Raw genomic sequence first — 19,803 nt, 5'->3', positions numbered from 1 at the left:
TGTTACCCGCACCAATATTTTTTAATCAGTTCCATAAAACACTGGGTAGGTCTTGAAATATAATGCCCTTTATGGTATGCAATGGTTATTTCCCAATGTGGATTTTCTGGAAGACGGAAATAAGCCACATCCTGCTGCTCCAAAGCATAGGATTCAGGAATCAGAGTACAGCCAATGTTGGTTTTTACCATTGTATATAAGGTACGGTTGCTGGCTGTCTCAAATAAGATCTTAGGAGTAAATCCGGCTTTCCGAAACAATGGGTCAATGATGGTACGCATGGTGGAATTTTTCCACATCAAAACAAAACTCTCGTTTTTAAGCAAAGACAGGTCCATGGTGGCATAAGGTTCGTATGGAGGGTTTGCATACCTGGCAAGAGGATGCACCCTTGGAATTCCAAGGAGTATGGTTTCATCTTTCACATGAATAAATTCAATGTTTGGTACTTTATCTGTTTCTGTCAAAGTGGAAAAGCCCAGATCCAGATAATCTTTTGTAAGCATGGACAGTTGTTTTTTTACAGGAATTTCAGTCGGTTCAATCACAATACCTGGGAAGGCTTTATGAAAAGCAGAGTAAATATGTATCAGCATGGTGGTGCCTCGTTCTGGTGTCAGACCGATGCGCAGAGTTCCCTGGTTATTGCCTGCAATGTCATAAATCTTATCGTAGGCTTCTTTCTTCTGCTGTATGATTTTTCTCCCGCATTCAACATATATTTTTCCAGCCTCTGTTAGCCGCATGTCATATTTACTGCGGTGAAACAGAGGCTGTCCCAGTTCCTTTTCCAGTTTTAAAAGCTGCTGGTTTAAACCGGATTGGGAAATGTAAAGCTGTTCGGCAGCCCGTGTGATGCTGCGCTCATCTGCTATTTTCACAATATATTCTATTTGACGTAAATCCATCTAAAAATCCCCCTTCTCTTATACTAAGTTTTTCTTAGTCATATAAGAATCATAAGTAATTAGACTTATTTATATATATTTTGTACAATAAAAGCGTTAGAAAATCAAGTGTTATATTGAAAATAACTAAGGAAAATAAGACGTATGGAGGGAATCAGATGTCAGTGATTACGAAAATGGAAGTTTATCCGGTCGCAGGAAAAGACTGCATGGAATTAAATTTAAGCGGGGCTCATGCCCCCTACTTTACCAGAAATGTAGTTGTTTTACATGCGGATGACGGAAATACGGGAGTAGGAGAGGTTCCAGGAGGAGAAAAGATAACCAACACTCTTTATGAGTGTATTCCCATGGTAGAAGGCACCCGGGTTGCGGAATATAAGAATACCCTGTTAAAGATTAAACATGTGTTAGAATCAAAGGGAGATACCGATGTCCGTGGCAATCAGACCTTTGATCAGCGGACTGGAGTTCATGTATTAACAGCAATTGAAGCACCATGTCTGGATTTGCTTGGGAAGAATTTAAATGTTCCGGTCTGCAGTCTGCTGGGAGAGGGAAAGCAGCGGGATCGGGTGCGGATGCTGGGATATCTGTTCTTTGTGGGAGATCCAGACAAAACCGATCTTCCTTATGAACGGGAGAAGGATTCAAAGTGTGAATGGTACCGGTTACGGCATGAAGAAGCGTTGTCAGCAGATAAGATTGTGGCAATGGCAAAGGCAGTTCATGAAAAGTACGGATTTCTTGATTTTAAATTAAAGGGTGGAGTATTGGAAGGAAATGAGGAAATGGAAGTGGTCCGGGAACTGAAAAAAGCCTTTCCCGATGCCCGCATTGACTTAGATCCCAATGGAGGCTGGACTCTTTTACAGGCAGTTGAGTATGTAAAGGGAATGGAAGGAATTCTGACCTACTGCGAAGATCCCTGCGGCAGGGAAGGGGTTTATTCGGGAAGAGAGATTATGAGTGAATTCCGCAGAAGAACTGGTTTTCCTACTGCCACCAATATGATTGCCACAGACTGGAGAGAAGTGGGGCATGCGCTGGAGTCTCAGGCAGTGGATATTATCTTGGCTGATCCTCATTTCTGGACCATGAACGGATCTGTAAGAGTCGCACAGATGTGTCATGATTTTGGATATACCTGGGGGTCCCATTCCAATAATCACTTTGACATTTCTCTTGCCATGTTTACGCAGGTTGGTGCAGCCGCGCCTGGAAATTATAATGCTTTGGATACCCACTGGATCTGGCAGGAGGGACTGGAACGGCTGACCAAAGAACCTTTGGTCATTAAAGATGGCTGTATAGAGGTGCCGAGAAAACCGGGACTTGGAATTGAGGTGGATATGGACCAGGTTTTAAAAGCCAATGAACGGTATAAAAAGCATTGTCTGGGGGGAAGAGATGATTCCGTGGGAATGCAGTATCTGATCCCAGGCTGGAAATTTGAATCAAAAAGGCCATGTATGATTCGTTAATGGGGTAGAAACAAAGAATCAAGGAGGAGGGTTATTATGAATTTTACTGCGATTGTTGGCTTTTTAACCATGATTTTAATTACAACACTGCTGTTAAAGAAAAAGGTCAGTCCAATTTTTGCATTTACCATCATACCAATAGCAGCAGCATTTCTTATTGGTGCCAGCGTGGAAGAGGTAAGCCAGTATGTGGAGGTAGGGCTAGATAAGACGAAGGGGCTTTTGCTGATTGTATTCTTTTCCCTTCCATATTTTTCTGTGGTATCAGATGCGGGTATGTTTAACCGGATTGTAGAAATTCTGTTAAAGCATACAAAACTCAGTGTGGTCACCATATGTGTTATTACCGTATTTGTATCTCTTATTGCAGAAATAGATGGGAGTGTTACGGCAACTTATCTGATTACCATACCAATGATGCTTCCGCTTTATAAAAAATTAAAAGTGGATCCTAAATTACTCATGTTTCTGTGTTCCGCCTCCATGTGTGCCTTGTTTGTAACACCATGGAATCCTAGAAACCTGCGGGCATCTACTTTACTTGCTGGAATTGATAATCCCAATAATTATATATTTGCAAAGATGCTTCCGCTGATGATTATTTACATAATATTATGTATTGGCGCTGCTGTTATCATGGCGAAGATACAGGTGAAAAAAGGTGCATTAGCAAGTATTGCCGGAGAAAAAAAAGATACAGAAATGGAATATACGGAACTGGCAAGACCAAAGCTGTTTCTTTTTAATCTGCTTTTAACACTTGGAATTATTCTTGCACTTGCTTTTGCACCATGTGAAAATTATTTTGTATTTGCCATTGGTCTTGTAATTGCCCTTGCAGTAAATTATCCGGATTTAAAACAACAGGGAGAACTGCTTAAATCCTACGGAAAGCAGATGTACCCTGTAGCGTGTGCGGTATTTCTTTCTGGTGTTGTTGTAGGCGTTCTGTCAGAAAGCGGAATGATGGATGCCATGGTAAGCTTTCTGGTTAGTGTTATTCCATCTGCTCTTGGACCTTGGATGTATCTGATTATTGCAGTGCTCAGTATGCCGATGATGTTAATTTTTACCAATGATATCTGGCAGTATGCTTTTATTCCGATAGTAGCAGGTATCAGTGCAAATTATGGAATTCCCAATGATGTGGTGGTACTCACCTTATTAATGAACATGGGTGCTATGGTATCACCAGTGGCACAGCCCCAGCTTTATCTGGCATGTGATCTGGCAGATGAAAAACTGGCAGATTATGTGAAGTTTTCTTTTAAGCCTTTATGGATTTTAAATATTCTATGGATTGCTGCAGGTCTTATTCTTGGCGTATTCCGATAAAAGAAAACAGCCATTCCAAAATAAAGGAATGGCTGTTTCTCTATTGTTTTGCAACAAGTTCGTCAAGGGAGTGGAACTGATACCCCATTTCTTCCCATTTAGTTAACAGTTCGTCAAGAATCTGGGCATTGGTGGTGGAAGTGCTATGTAATAATACGATGGCTCCCGGATGGATTCTGCCTAATAGTTTTTTAAATGCTTCTTCTTTGGAAGGCTGTTTATCCTGGTACCAGTCCACATAGGCAAGACTCCAGAAAAACGTCTTATATCCCATGTCTTTTGCCATCTGCAAATTGCTTTCGCTGTATTTTCCCTGAGGTGGGCGGTAATATTTCTTCATGGGCTGTCCGGTAGTCTGTTCATAAAGAGTTTCCAAATCCTTTAATTCCTTTTCAAATGCTTCCTTTGAGCCCATTTTAGACATATCCGGATGATGGAAGGTGTGATTTCCAACGGTGTGTCCTTCCGCCGCCATACGTTTCACCAGATCCGGTGCAGTCTCAATGTAATTGCCTACCACAAAAAAAGTTGCAGGTGCATTGTGTTTTTTCAGTGCATCTAAGATTGCAGGTGTATTGCCGTTTTCAAATCCGGCGTCAAAGGTCAGGTACAGAACTTTATCAGGGGTTTTCTGGGCATAATAAGAGTCGAACTGTTTCAGGTAATCCATAGTGGCATTGGCAACGGGAGGCTGGCCTTCCTGCTGGAAACTCAGTCCCCAGTTTCCATCGGCTGCTGTTGTCACTGCTTTGTTATGACTATCTGTAAACATGGCACCTAACCGTCCAGCAAGAAATGCGCAGAGGAAGAGGAGAAAAATTTTTGCAGCCCGTTTCCCTGATTCGGGAGGAACGTGAATTCCCCGGATCTTTTCTGCTATTTTTCCGTTGGGGAAAAATTTCATAGTTATTAAGCTCCGTTATGTATGTTTGTTTTAATATATGAATGTTTAGCCTGTCCTTATTCGGTCCGATTGTAAAAGGGCAAAAAAAGGGCTTGCCAGGAGAAATTAATCCGTCCATGGCAAACCTGTAATGATTACTCGCTGATAATGGTTCCTGCTTTTCCCTCCAGGCTCTGCCTTGCTTTTTCCATGGAGGTGATAATTGCTTTTCTGTTTCTTCCGTGTTCAATAAAATCCACAGAAGCTTCGATCTTTGGAAGCATGGAAGAGGATTCAAACTGTCCGTCCTGGATATAAGCGCCTGCCTCTTTTATATTCATGTGGGCAATGGGCTTCTCCTCCGGTTTTCCATAATTTAATTCTACGTTGTCAACACTGGTTAAGATCATGAGCACATCTGCATCAATTTCTTTTGCCAGAAGTCCTGCAGCCCGGTCTTTTTCAATGACAGCGCTGGCGCCTTTGAGCACGTAGCCCTGTTCCATGACAGGAATTCCGCCGCCTCCGCAGGCAATAACGATCTGGTCCGCCTCCATAACTGCCTTGATAATATCAATCTCCACAATGGAAACTGGTTTTGGAGAAGCTACAATTCTTCGGAATCCCTTACCTGGCACTTCTTCTACATAATTGCCTTTTTCTTCTTCCTCTTTTGCCTCCTGGGCAGACATGAACCGTCCAATCGGCTTCATAGGAGTATAAAAAGCCTCGTCATAAGGGTTGACCATCATCTGGGTCAGGATTGTAGCAACCGATTTGTAGATTCCCCGTTTCATAAGCTCTGCCCGGATGCCGTTTTGAAGGTCATAACCAATATAGCCCTGGCTCATGGCAGAACATACGGACATGGGGGCAGAAGTGAACCCGTCATGCTGTTTTCCAAATTCATTCATAGCTGTATGGATCATGCCAACCTGGGGAGCGTTGCTGTGGGTGACGGCAACCTGCCATCCGGCTTCAATAAAGTCTGCAATCACTTTGGCAGTTGCGCTGACTGCTTCTTTCTGTTCAGGAAGATTTGTTCCTAAAGCGTTATGTCCCAAAGCCATAACAATACGTTTTTTTGCCATCTCAGTTCCTCTCAGTTCGATGTAGTTTTATCAGAAAATATAAGGATATTATAGTATCAGGCAGAGAAAAAAGCAACAGGTTTTCCTTCTTAGAAAAATATAAGAAAAAATACCCGCTATTATTTGGAAAGAATTAAAAAAATAGTTGTGGATATCTTAACAGCAGGTGGTATAATGTTTAGGAAGAAGCCAAAGGAAAGGACATGATACCATGACAGGATTGATCCGGAATCTGATTGTTCCCGTGTTTTTATATTCTGGAGTGACCAGTTTTTTGTTTCTGGTTTTTCCGCTTGATATTTTGGGTGCAACCGCTTTATCCGGCGGAATCTGCCTCCCTTTTTTCTATATTATTTACAGGGCAGATCAGAGAAAACGGGGAATTCAACCAGCAATCAGTTTTAAGCTTCAAGGTTGTTTTTTTACGATTCTCATTCTGGGAGCAGCTCTTTGCATATTAGGAAATGAGATTGTGGGAAGTCTTTTTCAGATTCCAAAATCCCAGGCTTATGAGAAGGTAAAGCAGGCTCTTTATCAGCCTCCTGTTTTTGTGCAGGTTATGGCTTCCGGCTTTTTAATTCCAGTCATAGAAGAGCTGATTTTTCGTGGAATGTACTTTGCTTCTCTCAGAGACAGGCTGCCTTTGTGGCTTGCTGCTGTTTTGTCTGCAGGACTGTTTGCTCTTTATCATGGCAACCTTCCTCAGGGAGTATACGCATTTTTAATTGGAGTGGCGGCGGCCTGGCTTTATGAAACCGGAAAGACCCTTCTGGCTCCCTGCCTTCTCCATATATCAGCCAATTTACTGTCACTTTTTGTGACCCATACAACTTATGGGGCTGTTTTGTCTGGGATAGAAAATAAAGGAATTAAAGTGATCTATTCTCTTTTTCTCCTTATGCTGTCTGCAGGATGTGTAATCCGGATTTATAAGAAAAACAATAAAAAGGAGGATATGGTGTGAAACTCTTATCTGTAGCGATTCCCTGCTATAATTCTGAAGCTTATATGAGGCACTGTATTGACTCGCTTCTTCCAGGAGGAGATGAGGTGGAGATTCTCATTGTAGATGACGGCTCCACAAAAGATGGGACTGCAAAGATTGCAGATGAATATGAAACCAGATATCCAGGCATCTGCCGTGCCATTCATCAGGAGAACGGAGGGCATGGAGCTGCCGTTAACGCAGGATTAAAACATGCCACAGGAATCTATTTTAAAGTGGTAGACAGCGATGACTGGGTGGATCTGTCTGCATATAGGAAGATATTAGATACTTTACGAGGGTTTGTATATGGAGAAAAAACTCTGGACATGCTTGTCAGCAACTTCGTATATGAAAAACAGGGGGCAAAGAGAAAGAAGATTATGCACTACCGCAGTGCACTTCCTAAAAACGAACTGTTTGACTGGGATGATGTGAAAGTTTTCATGCTCGGACAGTACATTCTGATGCACTCTGTAATTTACCGGACCGAACTTTTAAAGCAGTGCGGACTGGAATTGCCGAGGCATACATTTTATGTGGACAACATCTTTGTCTACCAGCCCCTGCCTCATGTAAAGACCATGTATTACCTGGATGTAAACTTCTACCGGTATTTTATCGGAAGAGAAGACCAGTCGGTCAATGAGAATATAATGATAGGAAGAATTGACCAGCAGATCCGTGTAACAACACTCATGCTTGGCTATTATGATGTAACCAGAATCAGGCAGAGAAAGCTGCGCCATTATATGGTAAGATATTTAGAGATTATGATGACCATCTCCTCAATTCTTGCAATTAAATCAGGAACTGATGAGAACATGGAGAAGAAAAAAGAATTATGGCAGCATCTGCGTAAGCAGAATCTGAAACTGTATCTGCGGCTCCGATGGGGATTCTTAGGTCAGGGAGTGAATCTTCCAGGCAAAAGCGGAAGGCAGTTCCCCATTGCCATTTATAAAATGACCCAGAAGTTTTTTGGATTTAATTAATAAACCCCCGGCTGTTTGCCGGGGGTTTTGCTTAACCAATTGCTTTTTGGGAGACTTCGTTTCTGCCTGGTTCAAGGCTTTCTCCATATACAAAGTGATACATAATATAAGCCATTAATATGGAGCCTAATCCGTCAAATGCAGAATGCTGTTTTAAGAAAACAGTTGCAAGACAGATGGAAACCATAATGATAAGAGAGCCATATTTAATAATTGGTAATTTACTCAGCTTCCTGTTCTTTATTACTGCCAGGTGTACACAGATCGCATTATACACATGAATGCTTGGAAAGACGTTGGTACAGGTATCGGCAGAGTAAAGCATGGAAACCATCTTTGAAAACACGTTCTTTTCAGGATCAACAACAGGACGGAAATCAGTCCCATTGGGAAATACGCTGCAGATTAACAGGCTGATGGTCATTCCCGTAAAAAGCATGGTACAAATCCTGTAATAGTCCTTTTTATCGGCAAAGAAAAAGTATCCTACGGCACCAGCCACATAGATAAACCAGAAGAAATAAGGAATAATAAAGTATTCATTAAAAGGAATCAGGTCGTCAAGGGCAACGTGCATAATATGGTAATTATCAGTAACGTTTTTTTCCAGGTACATAAACCAGGGAAGATAGATAAAGGCATAGCCGAGCAGCCAGACATGCCCGTATTTTTTAATTAAGGTTTTCATATCCATCACCATTCTCCATTCTAATAGTCAGGATTTATTTGATCAACTTCCGAGGATTATATCATACTCATTTTAACTGTACAATAGTATTTCAGAAATGTTAATGTTTTATTCGGAGAAGCTTAATCTTTCTGTCAGTATCTGAGCAGGGGAAGGGGCATCTAATTATAATCTTTTTATAAAAAGGTTGATACTGACGCAATCTTTGTGTATAGTATATAAGCAGACTTTTGTGAGCAGAGAATGAATTCAGGAAGACATAACGGGGTAAAATTGCAGCCAGAAGCGAGATAACGCTTTCGTGGCCTGCGTGTTTGATAACGATAGAAAATCCAGTATTTTGGCTGTGTCAAAGGCGTGCTTTCGTCAGGTGTTTGTCCATGGCATTCTAAGATTCTGGTAGGAAGAAGGATACAATGGAACGAAAGAATGAAGATGGATTGACGGAGAAGGAGTTTCTCTCCCAGTACCGGCCCGGAGACTATGAACGTCCTTCTGTAACGGTTGATGTGCTGATCTTTGCGGTGAATCCAGAAGCAGAGGAAGAGGAGACTGAAGCAGAGGCAGAAGTTTTACTCATCCGGAGAAAGAATCACCCTTATATTGGGCAATGGGCAATTCCAGGCGGATTTGCGGATATGGATGAATCCCTGGAGCAGGCGGCAGCAAGAGAGCTTTATGAAGAGACCGGATTAGAAGATATCTGGCTGGAACAGCTCTATACTTATGGAGATGTTAAGCGTGACCCCAGAACAAGAGTGATCTCCGTATCCTATATTGCAGCGGTGCCAAAGGATGAGTTAAATCCTGTAGCAGCCGATGACGCACAGGAAGCGGCATGGTTTAAGGTTGTAAAAAAGAAACTTTCTGATCTGGAGAACGGATCTACTTACTCTCTTACTATTGAGAATGAAGAAGATCATATTTATATGACTTACCGGGTTACAGAGACTTATGAACGGCAGGGGCTGATGTGGAAGAAAGATGTTGAGATTGAACTGCTGCCAGCCATTGATATTATTGATCAGGAGAAGCTTGCCTTTGACCACGCAGATATTTTAAATCTGGCGATGGACAGGCTGGAGGAACTGGAAAAAGAATATAGAGAACAGATCTTTTGATGAAAGCGCATTATCCTGACGGGATGATGCGTTCTTTCATTATACGAATCCTATTTTTAATCACTTCCAGTTTTTTACAGCACTTTGTAAGAAAAACTTAAACGGAAAATAATGGATATCTGTGTTATACTGTTGAAAGAAAATATCGTTGTATTTAAAAGACACAGGAGATGAATAGAAATGATCAATCAATCACGCAGACTGTGGAGTCTGGTAATCAGTTTCACCTTACTCGCAGCCGTTCCTGCCTATGGAGAAGCAGCCGTTGTACAACCCTTTCCGACAGCTTCAAGTCAGACGGGAGATACAAGTAGCGGGGAGGTAACAGGACCTGGTGCAGCAATGTCTGGTCAGAAACCGGAAGCTTCTGTTAATTCCCAGACTCAGTCAGGTGCTGAGTCTGAAAATGTGGCTCAGCCAGTGATTCATTCAGAAGGAGCTATCCTTTTAGATGCTTCAACCGGAGCCGTTCTTTATGGAAAGAATGCAGAGACAAGATATTATCCCGCCAGTATAACAAAGCTGATGACAGCACTTCTGGTAGCGGAAAAGACCAATCCATCAGATACGGTTGTTTTTTCAAAGTCTGCAACCACCAATCTGGAGTCAGGGGCGGTCACTCTGGGACTTGTGGAAGGAGACAGGCTTACTGTGGAGCAGAGTCTTTATGGTCTCATGCTTAAGTCAGCCAACGAGGTGGCAAATGGGCTGGCAGAACATGTCTCCGGCAGTGTAGGAGGGTTCGCAGCACTGATGAATGCCCGTGCCAGAGAACTTGGTTGTACCAACACTAATTTTGTCAATCCCAATGGGCTTAATAATTCTGGTCATTATACGACTCCTCATGATATGGCTCTCATCGCCAGAGCAGCATTTAATAATGAGAAGGTAAGAAAGGTTGTCTCCACGTCAACTTACCAGATTCCAGCCACGAAAAATGCCGGGAAGAGAACCGTAACCATGGGACATAAGATGATTCAGGTTTCTGATTCCCGCTATTACCCGGGAGTAATCGGCGGTAAGACAGGCTACACATCATTGGCGGGCAATACCCTTGTTACCTGTGCAGAAAAGAATGGGGTGCGTCTGATTGCAGTGATTATGAAGAGTAAATCCACTCATTATGCCGATACCAGGGCTTTGTTTGACTATGGCTTTGCTCTTAAAGCAGAAGGAACTTCCATATCCCCTGCTTCTTCCGGCTGGATTAAGAATGGTACCAGGTGGAACTATAAAAAGCAGAATGGAACCAATGCGAGCCAGGAATGGCTGACCGTTGACGGAGTTGATTATTATATTGATTCCGATGGAACCATGGTCAATGGCTGGAGAGAATTTCCCGGCAATGTCTGGTACTATTTCCGTTCCAGCGGTGCCAAGGCACAAAATTACTGGGTAGAGACAAATAACAAGTGGTATTACTTAGGTTCCAATGGAGCAATGGTAAGGAATACCGTTACACCTGATGGATATCCGGTGAATTCTGATGGAGTCTGGACTCCATAAAAAAAGAGCCTTTATGGCTCTTTTTTTATGTCATTCTGCATCAGCTCATTCATCTTTCGTTGGCTCGTCCGGTTTTTCGTTCTGGGCGACTTCATCTGTTTTTTCGCAGATATCAGCCTTATATTCCATGATTTCCTCCACACTGCAATCAAGAATTCTGCAAAGCATATCAATGGTGTGAGTGGATACAAAATTATTCTTTTTAAGTCTGCCGATTTGCCCTGCACTAACTTTATAATACTTGATTAAATGATACTGACTGACATTTTTCTTTTTCATGGTTTCCCATAATCTGTCGTAAATAATCATGTGTGTCACCTCTAATCATTATTAAACCTTGTGTATCTGGTATTGCATATTATCCATAATTGGTATATATTATGAAAAAGGAGGAATTTACATATGAGAAGAAATCTATTTAATGCTATCTTTTATCTTGGATGTTTTTTAATCATTTGCTGTTCTGTTTACCGGCTTGCACTGACGATTCCCCCGGAGCCCAATGGACCGGGATATCGGGAATATGTGATCAGCACCATTGTTATGAGCGTTGGCATAGGGCTGCTTGTGGTTTTACCAAGTCTTGTAATTGAATATCTGGCTGGAGACTGGTTTTCTTAGGCTTGACGGAGACCGGCTCTTCATTGTATGATGAAAAGACAACAGGAAAATGGATAGAAGTTGAGGGGAATCAGATGATAGTTACTGCCGGAATTTTCTGTCTTTTCATTGCCGCAGGTTTGCTTCTGCGTTCAGAATATGAAAAAGAACAGCTTTCTATAGAAACGATTGCGTTAAAGAACCATAAGATCAGCAGGGAACGAAGGATTTTATTTCTTTCTGATCTTCATAACCATGAGTTTGGTAAGAACAACCAGAAACTGATTGATGCAGTGAACCAGATCAATCCGGATCTCATCATAGCAGGCGGTGATATGCTGGTCAGCAAAGGAATGGCAGATACTGCCGTTCCTTTTGACTTATTAAAACAATTAAAAGACAGATACCCGGTTATATGCGGCAATGGGAATCATGAAAACCGGATGCAGTGGGAGAGATCTGTCTATGGACAGCAGTATGAGCATTACAGAGACAGCTTAAGAGATCTGGGCATAATTGTTCTTGAGAATGATACCGTAAGGATAGGGGAGGATCTGGCTGTAACAGGCATTGATTTAGAGCCTGTTTTCTATAAAAAGTTTTCTCATGCAGAATTGACTGGACCAGAAATAGAGAAAAAGGTGGGAAAGGCAGCGAAGGAACAGTTTCAGGTACTTCTTTGTCATTCCCCCCTTTATTTTGGTGGCTGCAGGGATTGGGGAGCTGATTTAACCTTGTCTGGACATTTTCATGGAGGAACCATAAGAATTCCATTTTTAGGCGGAGTTATGACTCCCCAGTTTCAGTTTTTCAACCCTTACTGTGGAGGCTTTTTTAAAAAAGAAGATAAATATATGATAGTCAGCAGAGGTCTTGGAACCCATTCCATTAATGTGCGTCTCAACAACAAACCCCAACTGGTAGTTGTGGATTTAAAACCGAAATCATGATTTTGGGTCTGGCATATATTTACAGATGAGAAAGGATTTGTTATACTAGTCCATGGTGCGTTACATATGTTTTGGAGGAATTTATGGGAATCTCTTACAAATTGGATAATTTTGAGGGGCCGTTGGATCTGCTCCTGCATTTAATTGAAAAGAATAAAGTGAACATTTATGACATTCCCATTGTGATTATTACGGAACAGTATCTGGATTATGTCAACCATATGGAGACGGAGGATCTAAATATTGTCAGCGAGTTTCTTGTGATGGCGGCAACTCTGATTGACATTAAGGCACGCATGCTCCTTCCCAAAGAAGTCAACGAGGAAGGGGAAGAAGAGGACCCAAGAGCAGAGCTTGTGGCACGGCTTTTGGAATATAAATATTACAAATACATGTCCATGGAACTAAAAGACCGGGAAGTTACTGCGGACCGTCTTCTTTACAAAGAAGCTACCGTGCCGGCGGAAGTGGCAAAGTATGAGCCACCGGTGGATTTAGACAAGCTCCTCGACGGACTTACGCTTGCGAAATTACAGGAGATCTTCCGCGCGGTTACAAAGCGTAAATCAGACCGGGTGGATCCCATCAGAAGCCGTTTTGGCAATATCCGGAAGGAATCCGTAAGTTTAGAAGATAAAATAAAATCTGTCATGGACTACGCAAGAGTACACCGGAAGTTTTCCTTTCGTAAAATGCTTGAACGGCAGACTGACAAGGTTGAGGTTGTGGTAACATTTTTAGCGCTTCTGGAGCTTATGAAGATCGGAAAGATCTGTTTGACCCAGGAGCATTTGTTTGATGACATGTTCATTGAAACCCTTGAGCCGGAAGGGGAGGAAGACGATCTGGATCTTGTGGATATTATGGATGACGGAGAAGAATTCAGGGGAGAAACAGATGGATAAAGAAGAAAAGGTTCAGGAGGCGATTATAGAGGCAGTCCTCTTTACTATGGGGAACTCTGTGGAACTGAGCCGTCTGGCGGCAGCGATCGGTGAGGATGAGAATAAGGCAAGAGAAGCAGTTCTTCGTCTGAAAAAGCGCTATGATACCGGTAAGAGGGGAATGCAGATCATTGAGCTGGAGAACAGCTACCAGATGTGCACAAGGTCGGAATACTATGAGAATCTTATCCGGGTGGCGGCTGCACCCAAAAAGCAGGTGCTGTCCGATGTTATTTTGGAGACGCTTTCCATTATTGCCTACAAACAGCCGATTACAAAGCTTGAGATCGAAAAGATCCGCGGTGTGAAGTCTGATCATGCGGTGAATAAACTTGTGGAATATAATCTGGTATATGAAGTTGGACGCATGGATGCACCAGGGCGTCCTGCATTGTTTGCCACAACAGAAGAATTTTTAAGAAGATTTGGAATTGGTTCCACTCAGAATCTGCCTGTTGCAGATCCGGTGGTAGCAGCAGAGATCCGGATGGAAGTGGAAGAGGAACTATCCGAAAGCGGAGATTTTATCGAAGAAAAATAAATGAGTTTCAGGAGGATATAAGGTGACAAAAGCCATTAAAATAAAATATTTTACAGACAGCATAGAGCGTCTTTGCTATATCGGAGGAAAGTCGGACTGGGTTGACCTGCGGGCAGCCGAAGAAGTGGAGATGAAGGCAGGAGAGTTTAAACTCATTCCGCTGGGAATCGGGATGGAACTTCCGAACGGTTATGAGGCGCATGTTGTTCCAAGAAGCAGTACATTTAAAAATTACGGTATTATCCAGACTAACAGTATGGGAATTATTGATGAGTCTTATTGCGGGGATAATGACCAGTGGTTTTTCCCGGCTTATGCTCTTCGGGATACTGTAATCCGCCTTAATGACAGAATCTGCCAGTTCCGCATTATGGAGCATCAGCCTGTTATTGAATTTACACAGGTGGACAAGTTGTCTGATGAAGACAGAGGCGGTCATGGAAGTACAGGAAAACAATAGTATTCATAGCTTTTATAAAGTTGGAGATAATAGCATGCGAAGAAACAAGCGGTTACTGGCAGCAATTTTATTTGTGATTCTTTCCTTGCTGACTGCCTGTGGGAATGACAGCCGGTATACTTACCGGGAAGCAGGAATTACAGCCTTAAAAGAAGGAAAATATGAGGAAGCCATTGAAGCCTTTGACAAAGCCCTTTATACGAAAAAGGGTCTGGTTAAAAAGGTGGATATTGATATTTTAAAATACCGGGCAGAAGCAGAATATCTGTCCGGCAATTACCAGGAAGCAATTCAGGTTTATGATAAACTGATCAAAGCGGACGGGAAAAAGCCGGAATATTATAATCTGCGTGCCCTTTCCAAAGCGAAAACCGGAGATTTGGAAGGAGCGGAAAAGGATTATCACAAAAGCACGGAACTGGATAAAGACAATCATGCGCCCGGAAGGCTGGAAGCACTGCTGTTGATCGGAGCGTCTATGGAGGAAAACGGTTCTGCTGATGATGCCATGAAGCTTTATCAGGCGGCTCTTGACGGAGATGATACCAGTGCCCGTTTATTAAACCGGCTGGGACTGTGCAGTATGGCAAAAGAAGATTATGATTCGGCAGAGGGCTATTTTGACCAGGGACTTTTGGCAAAAGATAATCAGGAAGTGCCGGATTTACTGTTTAATAAGGCGGTTGCAAAAGAGTACAAGGGAGAATTTAAAGAGGCCCTTAAATTGATGCAGGAGTATATCTCCGTTCATGGTCCTGATGAGAAGGCGGAACGGGAGATCACATTTTTAAAGACGAGATAGGTTGGAAGAATCTATGGCAGAATTAATTGAATTAAAAGATGTAGAAGAACGGGTTATTTTGATTGCCGTCAGCACAGAAGATGAGAACGATACAAAAGCATCTCTTGATGAACTGGAGGAACTTGTAAAAACGGCAGGAGCGGTTGCCGTTGATAAGGTGATACAGAACAGAGAGCGGATTCACCCGGGAACTTATCTTGGAAAAGGCAAGATTCAGGAGATCAAAGAACGGATATGGGAACTGGGTGCCACAGGTGTGGTATGTGACGATGAATTATCTCCTGCCCAACTGCGGAACCTGGAGGGATCACTGGATATTAAGGTCATGGACAGAACCATGGTAATCCTTGACATATTCGCTTCCAGAGCCACTACAAGAGAAGGAAAGATTCAGGTGGAGCTGGCTCAGCTTAGATACCGTGCCGCCCGTCTGGTTGGCCTTCGCAGTTCCTTGTCCCGTCTGGGAGGGGGAATTGGTACCCGAGGACCTGGAGAGAAGAAACTGGAGATGGACCGCAGACTGATTCACGACCGGATTTCCATTTTAAAATCCGAACTGGAAGACGTAAAGCGGCACAGGGATGTGGCGAGACAGCAAAGGGATAAGAATCATGTTCCGGTTGCCGCCATCGTAGGCTATACCAATGCCGGAAAATCCACTCTCCTTAACCGCCTTACTGATGCAGGAATTCTTGCGGAAGACAAGCTGTTTGCCACCTTAGATCCTACTACCAGGAATCTGACCCTTCCGGGAGGCCAAAAGGTGCTTTTAACTGATACGGTTGGCTTTATCAGAAAACTGCCCCACCACCTGATCGAGGCATTTAAGAGCACACTGGAGGAAGCAAAGTATAGTGACGTAATCCTTCATGTGGTAGACGCTTCCAATTCCCAGAGGGAGATGCAGATGTATGTGGTCTATGAAACTCTCCGGGAACTTGAAGTTGCGGATAAGATTGTGGTTACTGTATTTAATAAAATAGATGCAGCAGACCAGGAAGTTACTCTCCGGGATGTGACATCTGATCATCAGGTGAAGATCTCTGCCAGGACCGGAGAAGGACTCGATGAACTTTTAAACCTTTTGGAGAGCATTTTAAGAAACCAGAAGATATATCTGGAAAAGACGTATTCCTATAAAGAAGCAGGAAAGATCCAGCTTATTCGAAAGTACGGTCAGTTATTAACAGAAGAATACAGAGAAGACGGCATATTCGTAAGTGCCTATGTTCCATCAGAATTGTTTGCTGGTCTTGCTGGCAGTGCCGATGAAATTGTCGACTGAATAAAGCACAATATGTAGAAAAGATGTTAAGAAAATTTCTACATATTGTGTTTTTTGTTTTGCTCTGTTATAATATCAATTGTGTTTAAAAGTAAAGTTATTAAGGGGTTCTCAGAGGAAAGGAGTTTGGTTTTGATGATCCAGGTGGTTAAAAGAGACGGGGAAATAGCGGAATTCAAACTGGTTAAGATCTCAGAAGCAATCAGAAAAGCGTTAAAGGCAACGAAAAAGGATTACAGTGATGAAATTCTTGAACTGCTGTCCCTCCGGGTGACTGCTGATTTTCAGAAGAAGATGGCAGAGGGACAGATAACAGTGGAGGATATTCAAGACAGCGTAGAACATGTATTGGAGCAGGCAGGATATACTGATGTGGCAAAGGCTTATATCTTATACCGGAAGCAGCGGGAGAAGATCCGCAATATGAAAAACACCATTTTAGACTATAAGGATGTGGTGAATAATTATGTGAAGGTAGAAGATTGGCGGGTGAAAGAAAATTCCACTGTCACCTATTCTGTGGGAGGACTGATTTTAAGCAATTCCGGAGCCGTTACAGCCAATTACTGGCTGTCAGAGATTTACGATCAGGAGATTGCAGATGCCCATCGAAGTGCAGATTTACATATTCATGATTTATCCATGCTGACCGGATATTGTGCAGGCTGGTCATTGAAACAGCTTCTTTTAGAAGGGTTGGGAGGAATCCCTGGCAAGATTACCTCTTCTCCAGCAAAGCATTTATCTGTTTTATGCAATCAGATGGTTAATTTTCTTGGAATCATGCAGAATGAATGGGCAGGAGCCCAGGCGTTTTCTTCCTTTGATACCTATCTTGCCCCTTTTGTAAAGGCCGACAACTTATCGTATGAAGAAGTGAAAAAGTGCATTGAGACTTTTATTTTTGGCGTGAATACTCCAAGCCGATGGGGCACTCAGGCTCCGTTTTCCAATATTACCCTGGACTGGACGGTTCCTTCCGATCTGGCAGAATTAAATGCCATTGTAGGCGGGAAAGAGATGGATTATAAATATAAGGACTGCAAAAATGAGATGGATATGGTGAACAAGGCTTTCATTGAAACCATGATTGAAGGGGATGCCAATGGACGCGGCTTCCAGTATCCCATTCCTACTTATTCCATAACAAAAGATTTTGACTGGTCTGACACGGAAAATAACCGGCTGCTCTTTGAGATGACTTCCAAATACGGAACCCCTTATTTTTCCAATTATATAAACAGCGATATGGAACCAGGCGATGTGAGAAGCATGTGCTGCCGTCTGCGGCTGGACCTTCGGGAATTGAGACGCAAGACCGGCGGATTCTTTGGATCAGGAGAAAGTACCGGCTCCGTTGGAGTGGTAACCATTAATATGCCCCGGATTGCTTATCTGTCAAAAGATGAGAAAGAATTCTACAGCCGTCTGGATCATATGATGGACCTGTCTGCAAGGTCTTTGAAAGTAAAACGGGAAGTGATTACAAAGCTTTTAAACCAGGGACTCTATCCTTATACAAAACGGTATCTTGGAACATTTGAAAATCATTTTTCAACCATAGGTCTTATCGGCATGAACGAGGCAGGGTTAAATGCAAGATGGTTGAAAGCTGACTTATCAAAGGCAGAAACCCAGAAGTTTACAAAAGAGGTGTTAAACCATATGAGAGAAAGACTTTCTGATTACCAGGAGCAGTATGGGGATTTGTATAATCTGGAGGCAACACCGGCAGAGTCCACGGCTTACCGTCTGGCAAAGCATGATAAGGAACAGTATCCCATGATTCGCACAGCAGGCAAAAAGGGAGATACTCCTTATTATACCAACAGTTCTCATCTTCCTGTGGACTATACTGCAGATATCTTTGATGCACTTGATATCCAGGATGATTTACAGACGCTCTATACTTCCGGAACCGTATTTCATGCCTTTTTAGGGGAGAAGCTTCCGGACTGGCAGGCTGCTGCAAAACTGGTAAAGGCCATTGCAGCCAATTATAAACTGCCTTATTATACGCTGTCTCCAACCTATTCCATCTGCGCGGAGCATGGCTACCTTGCAGGGGAGCACAGCATCTGTCCCATCTGCAAAAAGAGGGCGGAAGTTTACAGCAGGATAACTGGTTATTACCGTCCGGTGCAGAACTGGAATGAGGGAAAGACCCAGGAATATAAAAACAGAACCCTTTATCAGATTTTAAACTCTGCGCCCCGGAACCTGGAAAAGGCAGAAAAACAGGAAAAGGCGTCTGAAAAGAAAACAGAGATCCCTTCCGGAGCATATCTTTTCACCACAAGAACCTGTCCCAACTGCCTGGCAGCAAAAGAGTTTTTACAGCATGTGGATTATCAGACTGTGGATGCACAGGAGAATGCAGAACTGGCAGAAAAGCTTGGAATCATGCAGGCACCTACCCTTGTTTTAGTCAAGGACGGTCTGGTTCAAAAGATTACCAATGCCTCAGATATCAGAAAATATGCAGAGCGGGCAGGTGTATAAACTGCTGACAGAGGCTTCGGCAACTTGGCTTTAACGAAAAAGAAGCACACAGATACGCCTTGGTATGGGCTGTTATGATCCATACCAAGGCGTATTGTCACGTTATTTAATTTTGGTATAAACGGCTGTCACAGCGTTACGTTAGAGCAGCCCTGTTTATATCTGGTAATGGTGGTATTCCCCATCCAGCCTTTTCTGTTCTTCCACCAAATCAGCAAGGGTGATGCTGTCAATAACCCCAGAGATTGCCTCATCAAGCTTTCTCCACACCATAAGACTTGCACAGATATCGGCGCGATGGCAGTGATTGACCTCATCCTCCATGCACGCCACAGGAACCAGACTGCCTTCTGCTGTGCGCAGAATCATACCCACAGTATATTCAGCGGGGGATTTTGTGAGAAAGTATCCTCCTTTTGCCCCTCGCCGGCTTTTTACATAACCCGCCCTGCTGAGGATGGTTACAATCTGCTCCAGATATTTGTCCGATATTTCCTGGCGTTCCGCCACCTGATTGATCTTTGTGCACTCGTTCGGATGGAGTGCAAATTCCAGCATCATACGAAGAGCATACCGCCCTTTGGTAGAAAATGTCATTGCTAAAAATTCTCCTTCCCAATTATTCTTATCTGTTTAGTAGGATATTAGAATATTCTACACGAAACAGTAAGAAAAGTAAACCTCCAATATCCGGCTTCCCAATTTGGAAAAATGGATGTATAC

20 protein-coding genes are annotated in these 19,803 nt (G+C 42.9%); 14 read left to right on the top strand and 6 right to left on the bottom strand.

Annotated features, from left to right (window positions below; genetic code table 11):
* Window positions 1-2 precede the first annotated feature (2 nt).
* Window positions 3-908, bottom strand: coding sequence for a LysR family transcriptional regulator (locus tag FAY33_RS03890; protein ID WP_143319428.1), 906 nt, complete (start codon window positions 906-908; stop codon window positions 3-5).
* A gap of 158 nt (window positions 909-1,066) precedes the next feature.
* Here FAY33_RS03890 and FAY33_RS03885 point away from each other — a divergent pair, with 158 nt between their 5' ends.
* Both FAY33_RS03885 and FAY33_RS03880 read left to right on the top strand, forming a co-directional pair.
* Window positions 1,067-2,392 (top strand): enolase C-terminal domain-like protein, encoded by a 1,326-nt coding sequence (locus tag FAY33_RS03885; RefSeq protein WP_143319427.1) that lies wholly within the window; start codon window positions 1,067-1,069, stop codon window positions 2,390-2,392.
* Between the two features lie 36 nt (window positions 2,393-2,428).
* Window positions 2,429-3,727 (top strand): SLC13 family permease, encoded by a 1,299-nt coding sequence (locus tag FAY33_RS03880; protein WP_143319426.1) that lies wholly within the window; start codon window positions 2,429-2,431, stop codon window positions 3,725-3,727.
* A gap of 40 nt (window positions 3,728-3,767) precedes the next feature.
* On the opposite strand, the gene pdaA is transcribed toward FAY33_RS03880, so the two are convergent.
* Window positions 3,768-4,631 (bottom strand): delta-lactam-biosynthetic de-N-acetylase, encoded by an 864-nt coding sequence (gene pdaA, locus FAY33_RS03875; RefSeq protein WP_143319425.1) that lies wholly within the window; start codon window positions 4,629-4,631, stop codon window positions 3,768-3,770.
* A gap of 134 nt (window positions 4,632-4,765) precedes the next feature.
* Window positions 4,766-5,701, bottom strand: coding sequence for a carbamate kinase (gene arcC, locus FAY33_RS03870; RefSeq protein WP_143319424.1), 936 nt, complete (start codon window positions 5,699-5,701; stop codon window positions 4,766-4,768).
* Window positions 5,702-5,912: 211 nt separating this feature from the next.
* Here arcC and FAY33_RS03865 point away from each other — a divergent pair, with 211 nt between their 5' ends.
* Window positions 5,913-6,665, top strand: a complete 753-nt coding sequence (locus FAY33_RS03865) for a type II CAAX endopeptidase family protein (protein ID WP_143319423.1) — start codon at window positions 5,913-5,915, stop codon at window positions 6,663-6,665.
* Window positions 6,662-7,681 carry a glycosyltransferase family 2 protein gene (locus tag FAY33_RS03860; RefSeq protein WP_143319422.1) on the top strand — a complete coding sequence of 340 codons (1,020 nt, stop codon included), beginning with the start codon at window positions 6,662-6,664 and terminating at the stop codon, window positions 7,679-7,681. Before FAY33_RS03865 ends, FAY33_RS03860 begins: the two co-directional genes overlap by 4 nt.
* A gap of 31 nt (window positions 7,682-7,712) precedes the next feature.
* Here FAY33_RS03860 and FAY33_RS03855 read toward each other — a convergent pair whose 3' ends face one another.
* Window positions 7,713-8,375 carry a phosphatase PAP2 family protein gene (locus FAY33_RS03855; RefSeq protein ID WP_347562649.1) on the bottom strand — a complete coding sequence of 221 codons (663 nt, stop codon included), beginning with the start codon at window positions 8,373-8,375 and terminating at the stop codon, window positions 7,713-7,715.
* 410 nt (window positions 8,376-8,785) lie between these two features.
* On the opposite strand from FAY33_RS03855, the gene FAY33_RS03850 reads away from it, so the two are divergent.
* Entirely contained in the window at window positions 8,786-9,490 is a 705-nt protein-coding gene (locus tag FAY33_RS03850) for an NUDIX hydrolase (RefSeq protein ID WP_143319421.1), read from the top strand.
* Window positions 9,491-9,670: 180 nt separating this feature from the next.
* Complete coding sequence (locus FAY33_RS03845; protein WP_143319420.1) at window positions 9,671-10,996, top strand: serine hydrolase; 1,326 nt, start codon at window positions 9,671-9,673, stop codon at window positions 10,994-10,996.
* 45 nt (window positions 10,997-11,041) lie between these two features.
* On the opposite strand, the gene FAY33_RS03840 is transcribed toward FAY33_RS03845, so the two are convergent.
* The gene (locus FAY33_RS03840) at window positions 11,042-11,305 is read right to left on the bottom strand and encodes a helix-turn-helix transcriptional regulator (protein WP_143319419.1); all 264 of its coding nucleotides are present in this window, start codon (window positions 11,303-11,305) and stop codon (window positions 11,042-11,044) included.
* Window positions 11,306-11,398: 93 nt separating this feature from the next.
* Between FAY33_RS03840 and FAY33_RS03835 the strand changes: the two genes are divergently transcribed.
* The 8 genes from FAY33_RS03835 (at window position 11,399) to FAY33_RS03800 (ending at window position 19,080) form a co-directional block, all read left to right on the top strand.
* The gene (locus FAY33_RS03835) at window positions 11,399-11,617 is read left to right on the top strand and encodes a hypothetical protein (RefSeq protein WP_143319418.1); all 219 of its coding nucleotides are present in this window, start codon (window positions 11,399-11,401) and stop codon (window positions 11,615-11,617) included.
* Window positions 11,618-11,640: 23 nt separating this feature from the next.
* Window positions 11,641-12,546 carry a metallophosphoesterase gene (locus FAY33_RS03830; RefSeq protein WP_347562648.1) on the top strand — a complete coding sequence of 302 codons (906 nt, stop codon included), beginning with the start codon at window positions 11,641-11,643 and terminating at the stop codon, window positions 12,544-12,546.
* A gap of 83 nt (window positions 12,547-12,629) precedes the next feature.
* A complete protein-coding gene (locus FAY33_RS03825; RefSeq protein WP_143319417.1) occupies window positions 12,630-13,451 on the top strand; it encodes a segregation/condensation protein A in 822 nt (273 codons plus the stop codon).
* Window positions 13,444-14,031 carry an SMC-Scp complex subunit ScpB gene (scpB, locus tag FAY33_RS03820; RefSeq protein ID WP_143319416.1) on the top strand — a complete coding sequence of 196 codons (588 nt, stop codon included), beginning with the start codon at window positions 13,444-13,446 and terminating at the stop codon, window positions 14,029-14,031. The genes FAY33_RS03825 and scpB overlap by 8 nt, the downstream gene beginning before the upstream one ends.
* Window positions 14,032-14,053: 22 nt before the next feature.
* A complete protein-coding gene (locus FAY33_RS03815) occupies window positions 14,054-14,491 on the top strand; it encodes a dUTP diphosphatase (protein ID WP_143319415.1) in 438 nt (145 codons plus the stop codon).
* 34 nt (window positions 14,492-14,525) lie between these two features.
* Window positions 14,526-15,293, top strand: a complete 768-nt coding sequence (locus FAY33_RS03810; protein WP_185967471.1) for a tetratricopeptide repeat protein — start codon at window positions 14,526-14,528, stop codon at window positions 15,291-15,293.
* Window positions 15,294-15,306: 13 nt separating this feature from the next.
* Window positions 15,307-16,578, top strand: a complete 1,272-nt coding sequence (hflX, locus tag FAY33_RS03805) for a GTPase HflX (protein ID WP_143319413.1) — start codon at window positions 15,307-15,309, stop codon at window positions 16,576-16,578.
* Window positions 16,579-16,713: 135 nt separating this feature from the next.
* Entirely contained in the window at window positions 16,714-19,080 is a 2,367-nt protein-coding gene (locus FAY33_RS03800) for a ribonucleoside triphosphate reductase (RefSeq protein WP_143319412.1), read from the top strand.
* A 156-nt stretch (window positions 19,081-19,236) separates the two neighbouring features.
* On the opposite strand, the gene FAY33_RS03795 is transcribed toward FAY33_RS03800, so the two are convergent.
* Window positions 19,237-19,677, bottom strand: a complete 441-nt coding sequence (locus tag FAY33_RS03795) for an Rrf2 family transcriptional regulator (RefSeq protein ID WP_143319411.1) — start codon at window positions 19,675-19,677, stop codon at window positions 19,237-19,239.
* Window positions 19,678-19,803 lie beyond the last annotated feature (126 nt).

The organism is Clostridium sp. HBUAS56010 (genome assembly GCF_007115105.1).
Lineage (GTDB): Bacteria > Bacillota > Clostridia > Lachnospirales > Lachnospiraceae > Lacrimispora.
Note: the sequence above shows the minus strand (reverse complement) of the source record. Positions and strands in the feature narration are given on the sequence as shown.